The sequence below is a fragment of the Curtobacterium sp. MCBA15_001 genome, from assembly GCF_001864835.1.
Lineage (GTDB): Bacteria > Actinomycetota > Actinomycetes > Actinomycetales > Microbacteriaceae > Curtobacterium.
Genome location: NZ_MJGI01000027.1, coordinates 234174 through 242886, shown reverse-complemented (window position 1 = coordinate 242886; position 8713 = coordinate 234174). Strand labels below are relative to the sequence as shown.

Genomic DNA, 8713 nt, shown 5'->3' with positions numbered 1-8713 from the left:
GGCACCGGACCTCCCGTCAGCGCGTCCCCACCGCGCGCCGGACGCGTACGATCCCCCGCAACGCACCACTGACGGGCGACCGGGGGAACACGATGCGACGGATCACGGGCACGGCACTGGTGGTGGCGCTGGCAGCAGCCGCCCTGATCGGCGTGGCACCGCCGGCCTCGGCCGCCGGCGCCGGATCGGTCTCGGTGCAGCTGACGACGCCGGACGGTACCGCGATCCGACTGCCGGACGTCGACCTCGTCGCCATCGGTGTGGACACCGTCGTCGGGGACGCCACGACCGACGCCGACGGCCGGGTGACCTTCACGGGCATCCCCGCCCCGGACACCGTCACGGTGGCGACCCGGCAGCTCCCGCCGCACGGCGCGGCGACGTACGCCCCCGGGACCCGCTCGGGCATCGCGGTCGTCGGGGGCTCGACGGTCGCGGTCACGGTGCCGCTCGTGGTCGGCGCCGTCGTCCGGGGCGAGGTGGTCGGTCCTGATGGGCCAGCGGCCGGACGCATGATGTACGCGTTCAACCAGGACACCTCGCACGTGTACAGGACGACGGCGGACAGTGCCGGCCGGTACGAGTTCGTGGGGCTGGACACGGGTCTGTACCGCATCGAGGCGTACGTCAGCGGACTGGCGTCCCCGGGCGTCTGGAAGACCCGGGTGTACCAGCAGCGTGGGACCGTGCCGGCGTCGCAGGTGACGCTGTCGCGGCACTACGTGCACGACGACTACGACCTGGTCGTGTACGCGAACGGCCCGTCGTACCGGCCGACGGCAGCACTGAGCGAGGCGACCGTCACGGTGACGGACGCGTCGACCGGGGCGACGTTCTCGACCCGGTTCTCGTCCGTGCTCGACAGCGAGCAGACGGCGCAGTTCCAGATCCCGTCCGGGCAGTACGTGGTGGAGCTCCGCACGACGGCGACGTCCACGACGCCGGCGCAGACCCTGTGGCTCGGTCGACCGGGTGGCACGTACCGGTACGTCACCGAACGGGCGCAGGCCGTCCCGGTCCGGGTCGTGCACGGCGGGTACAACGGCTGGGGCGGGATGGTCCCGGCAGGCGAGTGAGCCGTGCCCGGGGCGTCACCGCTCCAGCGCCACCGCCACCGCCGCGGCGAACGCGTCCGCGCCGGCGTGGTCGTCGGCGGTCACCGTGACGACGGTCTCGCCGTGGAACAGCAGCATCTGTCCGTACGCGCCGTGCAGTCGCCACAGGGGCCCCGGTCCGCCCCACCCCGCCATCGCGTACCGGTCGTAGGGCGGCTCGGCATCCGGTCGGACCACCCAGTCGGTGTGCATCGCGTCGCACCACCCGCCGTCGACCAGCTGCCGACCGTCGACCGCGCCACGATCGCGGACGAGCCGTCCGACCCGAGCCAGTTCCTCTGTGGTCAGCGCGATGCCCTCGCCGCCGGCGACGAACCCGAGCGGGCAGCGCCGCCACGTGACGCCGTCGATGCCGAGCGGCGCGAACAGCCGGTCCGCGACGAACGCCCCCACGTCCCCGACGCGCGTCGCCAGCACCCGCATCGCGGTGTAGCTGCTGGCGTTGGCGTACTGGAAGACCCGCCCGCGCGAGGGTCGACCGAGGAACTCGCGAGCCAGGTCGGGCCAGTCGGACAGCTCCGTCGGCGACCACGGCATGTCGATCCCGCTCGTCATGGTGAGCAGGTGGCGCAGCGTGACCTCGTCCGTCCCCGCGCCGAACCGGACGTCGGGCAGGGACGCGGCGACCGGGACGTCCACGTCGAGCAGCCCGTCGTCCGCAGCCATGCCGACCGCGAGCACGCCGATGCCCTTCGCGACGGAGTGGACCTCGCGGCGGAGGTCGGGAGCCCAGCGGTGTGACGCGGCCTCGTCCCCGACGAGCACGTGCACGCCGAGCGCCCCGAAGCCCGTCGTGTCGACCAGGGCGACCAGGGTGTCGAGGACGCGCTGCGCGGAGTTCACACCGGCCATCCTCTCGCTGCGCACGTCCGTCGTGCGGTGTGCTTCCTGCGGCGCGCCGTCCAGTACCGTCAACGGCACGGCGTCCCACGGTGGAACGCCCCGGCGGAGGGACGCGAGATGCACGGTGTCGAGGGCGACGAGGTCGTCGCGTGGTCCGAAGGTTCCTGGACGAACCAGCCGGCCGCGGTGACGCAGGCCGGTGACGCACTGCTCGTCACCGCCCGCGAGGGCAGCGACGCCTGGCGCGAGACCTCGTACGGGTTCGTCCACGACACCGAACACGCGCTGCTGATGGACCTGGCGCCGGGGCAGGCGATGGAGGTCGCCTTCCGGCTCGACTTCACCGGCCAGTTCGACCAGGCCGGGCTCTTCGCCCGCGTCGATGACCGGACCTGGACCAAGGCCGGGGTCGAGCTCAGCGACGGGGTCGAGAGCCTGGGCGCGGTTGTCACTCGCGGGCAGTCCGACTGGTCGCTGGCGCCGGTGCCGGAGTGGGCGGGACGGGTCGTGTCCGTGCGGGGCAGCCGGTCCGGCGACGCACTGACGATCCGCGCACGGGTCGACGACCAACCCTGGCGGTTGGTGCGGGTGGCGCCGCTCGACCCGGACGCGACGGTCATCGCGGGGCCGTTCTGCTGCGCGCCGTCGCGGGCGGGGTTGACGGTGCGCTTCGAGTCGTGGCGGCGGACGACCGCGGACGCGAGCCTGCACCCGGAGGAGTGAGCGCTCGGGCGACCACGACGCGGGGAGGCCTCGCACACGAGGTCGAGCAGGTGGGCGACACGATGCGCGCCTGGCGCGTCGGTGGGGTCCCGCGGTCACCCGACGGGGACGGTCGTTCGGCCACCGTCCGGGGAATTGCGCTCCGTCTGCACCGTCGGCACGCCGTCCACGAACGTGAGCTCAGTCGCCGCGATCAGCCAGGTGTGCCCGTCGTCCGGGTTGCCCTGGAAGAAGAGGTACTCGCGGCCGTCCTCGTCATGCAGGTACCCCGGGTGCCCCGACTCGGACCGGTTCCAACTGCCCTCGGGCCCAGCTGGCACGAGCGGCTCGTCCGACCCGCGAGTCCACGTCCGACCGTCCGGGCTGGTCGCCCAGCCGATCTGCTGCGGCGCGTTGTTGTACGCGCCCGCGTAGAACACGGTGAACTGCTCGCCGTCCCAGCGCAGTGCCGGCGCCTCGATGCAGTCCTGCTCCCACGGCAGCTCCGGTGCCAGGGCCGGGCCGCCGACCGACAGCTGCTCCCAGTCCGCCGGGCCGTAGGCGCTACCGATGCGCGCTCGTGACGTCCCGAGCAGCTGCGTCGTCATCGACGGGTCGCGCGTCACCCACGCCAACAGGAGCCAGTCCCCCGCCACGACGAGGTCGGCGTCGATCGCCCGGCCACAGGTCCAGTCGCCCGTCGGCCGGAACACCGGGTTCTGCGGGTTCGGCGTGAAGGTCACACCGTCGTCACTCACCGCGTGGCAGATCGAGTCCTCGCGACCTCGCCCGTAGGTCTGGAAGAAGAGGTGCACCCTGCCGTCGATCACCACCGCGCCCGGGGCCGCCGAACCGCTCCGGTCGTACGCACCGAAGGGCGGCAGGACAGCGATCGTCCGCCACGAGACGAGGTCGTCGCTCTCCGCGATGCCGACCGACCAGCCCTCCGGCTCGTCGTCGCTCGTGGACGGGAGCGAGCAGTAGAGGAGGTACTGGCCGCCGAACCGGATCACCGAGGGGTCCTTCGCGTACGGGCGACCGCGACGGGATGTGTCCCCCCACGGTGCGCCGAGGAGTCGGACGGCAGCGTCGTTGCTCACCGGTCCACAGTGGACCGTGGCCAGCGAGGCGCGCTCAGCGAGCGCTCGACACGGAAGCGAAAGAGCCCTGGAGCTCCGTGGTGACGGAACTCCAGGACTCTTGACCGTGGCGGCACCGGTGGCATTTGAACCCATCGCTGCGTGTTCGTGCCTTCACGGACGCGCCCCCGATCGCCGGATTCATGGGGAAGTTGCCGACGGGTCGGGCCAGTCGGAGCCGTTCCCGGACAGGTGGTGGTGCACCAAATTGCACCACAGCGCTGCTGGGGGACGCCCGCTCCCGAGAGCGGCGCGGAGACGAAGCACCCGCCCCCGGATGGGCGTCCGGATAGCGCCCCGCCATCGCGACTGTCTGCGGACCACCTATGTGAGACAGATGGTGAGCGCTGCGTGCGACCGCGATGACTCGTACGCCGGAGGACCGTCTACCGGACGCTGCTTCCGAGTCAGATTCCTACGAGCCGACCACTGCCGGCGATCCCCGCGCGGCGGCGGTCCGCGTCAGGCCGGCCCCTAGCTGCCGGCGGCAGTGTCCGGTTCGTCCGTCGGGCTCGCGGAAGGGGCTGACCGCCGTCGCGTGATTCGCTAGTTTCAACCGAGGGAGGCGGAGATGACGAGTCCAGGGTGGTTGGGGGCGGTCGGCTGCGCTCTGCTAGTGCTCCTCGTAGACGTGGCGATCTGGGGCGTTGTGTCGATCGCGACGAATGGAATGGGTCGGAACCACGCGGCTGGCATTCGATTGCCGTCACTGATGCACAGCGACGAGGCCTGGCGAGCCGGCCATCTTGCCGCGCGGAGAGTCATGCGGCCGTTCTTGATCGCGGCGGCGATCGTCGTGGTCGTGTCGATCCCAGCGCAACTGGCGCCAGCGCTCTACGTCGTGCTGCTCGGGCTTTCCCTCGCCTGCACGCTGGCCGCTCTCGGGGCAGGTGCGCTGTCCGCGTCCCAGGCTGCTCGCCGAATCACTCGGGACGGCTGATGACCTGAGCCTCCTCGACACCCGTTGCGCGCGCTCAGCGACCTCGTTGCGTGACGCGGGGCATCTGCCTAGAACTATCGGCACGCGAGAGCGCGGTCGCGTCGCACCGGACTCGGCGTGATCCATCAGGTACCGGGCGGACCGCTTCAACATTGCTCCGTCATTACGCAACGCCTGACGAGCGTCCTTCCCGATCGGTGGTCTTCGTCAGGGGTGTGAGTCGTCGGTCCCGGCGGCGGTCCACGTCTTCGAGCCGAGGACGATCGCGACATCACGCCCGCAGTCCTGGCAGGATGCTCGGCCACCGGCGCCGACAACGACGTGCCCGGCGGGGTGATCGCAGCGCGCCTCGTCGCTCGCACCGGTCACGGTGTGCTTCGGATTGTCGATCGAAGTGCACTGAGCAACAGGGCTGTGGGCACGCTGGGAAGGGTCAGAACAGCTGCTTCCATACTCCTAGCGTCTCATGACCAGGAGGAGCACTCCCGGGCCCCCGACGCTCGGTGCCGCACACGTCAGGTCGCTGCAGGCCACGGTAGCCGATCGGCTACCGGGCGGTTTTCGTCCGGACGAGCAAGGAGAGCCCGAACACGAGCACTCCCAAGCCGAACGGGGCGAGGACGACCAGGAACGGCGCCGCCGCTCCTTCAGCGGCCAGCATCATCGCGATCCAGAAGAACGCGATGATGCCGGTTGCCGCACTCACCGCCCCAAAAGCGATCGCTGCGCCCCATCGTGAAGCATCCGATGACAACGGGACGACCAGGAGAGTGCACACAAGTGCTCCGACCGTGCCCGGCACGATGCACGACCAGAAGGCTGCGTCCGCCGAAGCCCACTGGTCCGGGCCTGCCCCGGTCCAGTGAACGGGCACTCGAGAGGGAGGATCCGTCCACGCCAGGCGCACCGCAACCACCGAAGCCGGGGCGAGCCAGGACAGCATCGCTGCCACAAGGAGAGCAGCCCTCACGCGAACCCGCGGTTCTACGACGCCAGAACTCGACACCCTCCACGGTATCGCTGTGGAACGCGCCCGGTGAGGGATCGGCTACCGGACACTCCTAGGTTTGGGCTATGGGGATGAACTGGGATCAGCGGCTGGCAGTGATCATCGGAAGCACGGTGGCGATCGTCATGGGTCTCGGGATCGCCATCTCAGGAGCACTCGGCCTGTTCGGTGCTTGATCGAACTACCTCGCCAACCGATCGGCCATCGAGACGGCTGTAATGCCGGTCTGGCGTTCAGCTTGTGAAACTGTTGGGCGATGACGCTCCGACGCGACGTGAGATGTCGCTCCCGCTGATTCCGCTGAGCCCTGGGCGGTTCCTTGGTGCGTAGCGGTGATGGTGGGCTTGGAGGTGGTTCCCGTGGGCGTGTGGATCGTGATCGCGGTGGTGATTGTGCTGGTGTTGGTAGTCGTTGGGACGATGGGAGCTGCGCTCCTCGCTGCGGCTTCCGAAGCTGAGCGGGAGGGGTTTCTCGATGACTGAGCGGTGATCTCAGGCGGGTGTTCCGAGCCGGTAGCCGACACCGCGGATGGTGGTGATCAAGTCGCGGTCGGTCTTCCGGCGGATGTAGTGGACGTACGTGTCGACCGTGCCGAGCTGCTCACCGTTGTCGAACACCGCGGACAGCAGGTGCTGCCGGGTGAACGCCCGCGATGGCTCGCTGGTCAGCAGTCGCAGCAGGGCGGTCTCCTTCTCGGTCAGCATCACCCGTCCGGTGTAGGGGGAGGTGATGCTGTTGTCCTCCGGGTAGAACACCCACCCGCCGATCTCGACGCTGCTGCCGACCCCGGTGTAGTCGCGGGTGAGTGCCCGGAGCCGGGCGGTGAGCTCGTCGAAGTCGAACGGTTTGACGAGGTAGTCGTTCGCGCCGGCGTCCAACCCGGAGACACGGTCGTGGACCATGCCGAGGGCGGTGAGCATCAGCACGGGGGTGCTGATCCGTCGCTGCCGGAGTGCCGCAACGACCTCGGTGCCGTCGATTCCCGGGAGTCGACGGTCGATGACCATCACGTCGAAGTACTCCTCGGCGGCAGCCTCGAGCGCGGACTCCCCGTCCGTGCGGAGTGTCACGGTCCACTGTTCACCGAGCTCGTCCGCGACGAGCGGACCGAGCCGGGGGTCGTCTTCGACGAGGAGCAGTCGGGGCATCATCAGTGGGCCTTCCGGTCGTGTTCCGATGTGCTGGTCGCTGCGATCGGGAGGTGGAGCGCGAAGACCGTTCCGCTGCTGTCCGTGTGTTCGACGACTGCATCGCCGCCCGCTCTGAGGGCGATGTCGCGGACCAGCGCCAACCCGATGCCGTACCCGGTGCGGGTGGTCGTCGTCGCGGTGACGTCGACGGGGGTGCCGTGGGCGAAGCGGTCGAACACCCTTGCCGGCTCGATGCCGACGACGCCGGGACCGTTGTCCGTGACGCGGATCGTCACACGAGCCCTGTCGATCACCGCGGTGACACGCACTTGTCCGCCGGTTCGTGTGTGGCCGATGGCGTTGTCGGTCAGCGCGACCAGGCAGCGGCGCAGCTGCGTCTCGGACACCCCCACGCGCGCGTCGATCGGATCGATGTCGAGGTGCACGTTCCGGTCGGCCGCGAGCACGCTCATGTCGCGGTGCACCACGTCCATCGCCGCCCGGAGGTCGGCGGCACCGTTCGGTTCGCTGGATCCGGTAGCTGCGTCGAGGAGGTCGTTGACGATGTCGATCAGGACCTGCGTGTCACCGCGCAGCTCGTCGACGACCGGCCGCCGCAGGTCGTCCGCCGGGGTCATGCGCTGCAGACGTTGTACGCGGGCGTGGAGCACGGTCAGCGGGGTCCGGAGTTCGTGGCTAGCGTCGGCGACGAAGGTGCGCTGCATCCGGGCAGCTTCGGCGATCGGCCGCACTGCGCGGCGGGCGATCAGCCATGCGGCGACACCGGCGAGGACGATCGCGAGACCGCCGACACCGATCACCGCGATGCTGAGGTCGATGGTGTCGAGGTAGATGTGGATGTCGGTCGGCCCGGGGCGCTCGTGGAGTTGGTTCGGTGTCAGCTGCCACAGCACGTAGGCCACGACGAGGCCGATGATCGCGATCACCAGCGCGGCGGATACGACCGCGACCCGGAGGGCGATGCCGATCACGGACCGGCGGTACGCCAACCGGTCCGGATCGTTCTCCGAAGCAGACCGGAACGACCACCGGGTCACCGTGTCTGCGATAGATGACCGCCACCCAGCCGACATGTGACCCCTTCCCGACGAGCGGCACCGGAACGCGAGGGGGGATGCGTTCCGGTGTCGCCGTGTTGGCTCGATCCTGCCTCACTCAGAGCAGCACCGGCAGGCCCGATCCTCACCCCCGCTAGCAAAGGAACAGCCAAGAAAGCGGCGTTCTGGCTGCAAGGTCCTTTCTTGGTGAAGTCTTGCGGGCCGGTTTCTACCGTCGGTGCATCGCCGTTCCCGCGAACCCCGTGGCACGGCTCGTCACGACGAGGAGAACGCCATGTCCCACTCGCCCGCAGCACCGCTGCCGACCAGGGCACGCTTGAACAAGGTGCCTGACCCGACCGCGTCGTTCTGGATCATCAAGGTCCTCGCGACCACGGTTGGTGAGACGGCGGCGGATCTCCTCAGTGACACCGTCGGCCTCGGGCTGCCGTTGACGACGCTGATCATGACGGTCGCGCTGGCCGTGTTCCTGATCCTGCAGTTCCGGTCCCGCGCCTACCGGCCGCCGCTGTACTGGATCACCGTGGTCCTGATCAGCATCGTCGGGACCTGCGTCACCGACAACCTCACCGACGGGCTCGGCGTCCCACTCGCAGTCAGCACCACCGTGTTCGGTGTCGCGCTGATCGCCGTGTTCGCGATCTGGTTCCGCGTCGAGGGCACCCTTTCGATCCACAGCATCGACACGGTCCGCCGGGAAGCGTTCTACTGGCTCGCGATCCTGTTCACCTTCGCGCTCGGGACCGCCGCCGGTGA

8 protein-coding genes and 1 pseudogene are annotated in these 8713 nt (G+C 69.7%); 4 read left to right on the top strand and 5 right to left on the bottom strand.

What is annotated here, in order from left to right; genetic code table 11:
* Positions 1-1076 (top strand): carboxypeptidase-like regulatory domain-containing protein (locus tag BIU90_RS18485; protein ID WP_217640937.1); only part of this gene is annotated, 1076 nt, incomplete at its 5' end.
* A gap of 15 nt (positions 1077-1091) precedes the next feature.
* Here the strand turns inward: BIU90_RS18485 and BIU90_RS17145 are convergent.
* Positions 1092-1958, bottom strand: a complete 867-nt coding sequence (locus BIU90_RS17145; protein WP_071301522.1) for a serine hydrolase — start codon at positions 1956-1958, stop codon at positions 1092-1094.
* A gap of 117 nt (positions 1959-2075) precedes the next feature.
* Between BIU90_RS17145 and BIU90_RS17140 the strand changes: the two genes are divergently transcribed.
* Positions 2076-2681 (top strand): DUF1349 domain-containing protein, encoded by a 606-nt coding sequence (locus BIU90_RS17140; RefSeq protein ID WP_071301521.1) that lies wholly within the window; start codon positions 2076-2078, stop codon positions 2679-2681.
* Positions 2682-2776: 95 nt separating this feature from the next.
* Here the strand turns inward: BIU90_RS17140 and BIU90_RS17135 are convergent, their stop codons facing one another.
* The gene (locus BIU90_RS17135) at positions 2777-3760 is read right to left on the bottom strand and encodes a family 43 glycosylhydrolase (RefSeq protein WP_071301388.1); all 984 of its coding nucleotides are present in this window, start codon (positions 3758-3760) and stop codon (positions 2777-2779) included.
* Between the two features lie 670 nt (positions 3761-4430).
* On the opposite strand from BIU90_RS17135, the gene BIU90_RS17130 reads away from it, so the two are divergent.
* Positions 4431-4739 (top strand): SdpI family protein, encoded by a 309-nt coding sequence (locus BIU90_RS17130; RefSeq protein WP_175470250.1) that lies wholly within the window; start codon positions 4431-4433, stop codon positions 4737-4739.
* A 547-nt stretch (positions 4740-5286) separates the two neighbouring features.
* On the opposite strand, the gene BIU90_RS18850 is transcribed toward BIU90_RS17130, so the two are convergent.
* The 3 genes from BIU90_RS18850 to BIU90_RS17120 form a co-directional block, all read right to left on the bottom strand.
* Entirely contained in the window at positions 5287-5445 is a 159-nt protein-coding gene (locus BIU90_RS18850) for a hypothetical protein (RefSeq protein WP_175470249.1), read from the bottom strand.
* Positions 5446-6239: 794 nt separating this feature from the next.
* A complete protein-coding gene (locus BIU90_RS17125) occupies positions 6240-6899 on the bottom strand; it encodes a response regulator transcription factor (protein WP_071297662.1) in 660 nt (219 codons plus the stop codon).
* Positions 6899-7870 carry a HAMP domain-containing sensor histidine kinase gene (locus BIU90_RS17120; RefSeq protein WP_175470248.1) on the bottom strand — a complete coding sequence of 324 codons (972 nt, stop codon included), beginning with the start codon at positions 7868-7870 and terminating at the stop codon, positions 6899-6901. The genes BIU90_RS17125 and BIU90_RS17120 overlap by 1 nt, the downstream gene beginning before the upstream one ends.
* 361 nt (positions 7871-8231) lie before the next feature.
* Between BIU90_RS17120 and BIU90_RS17115 the strand changes: the two are divergent.
* Positions 8232-8713 (top strand): annotated as a pseudogene (locus tag BIU90_RS17115) (hypothetical protein); the annotation flags it as partial.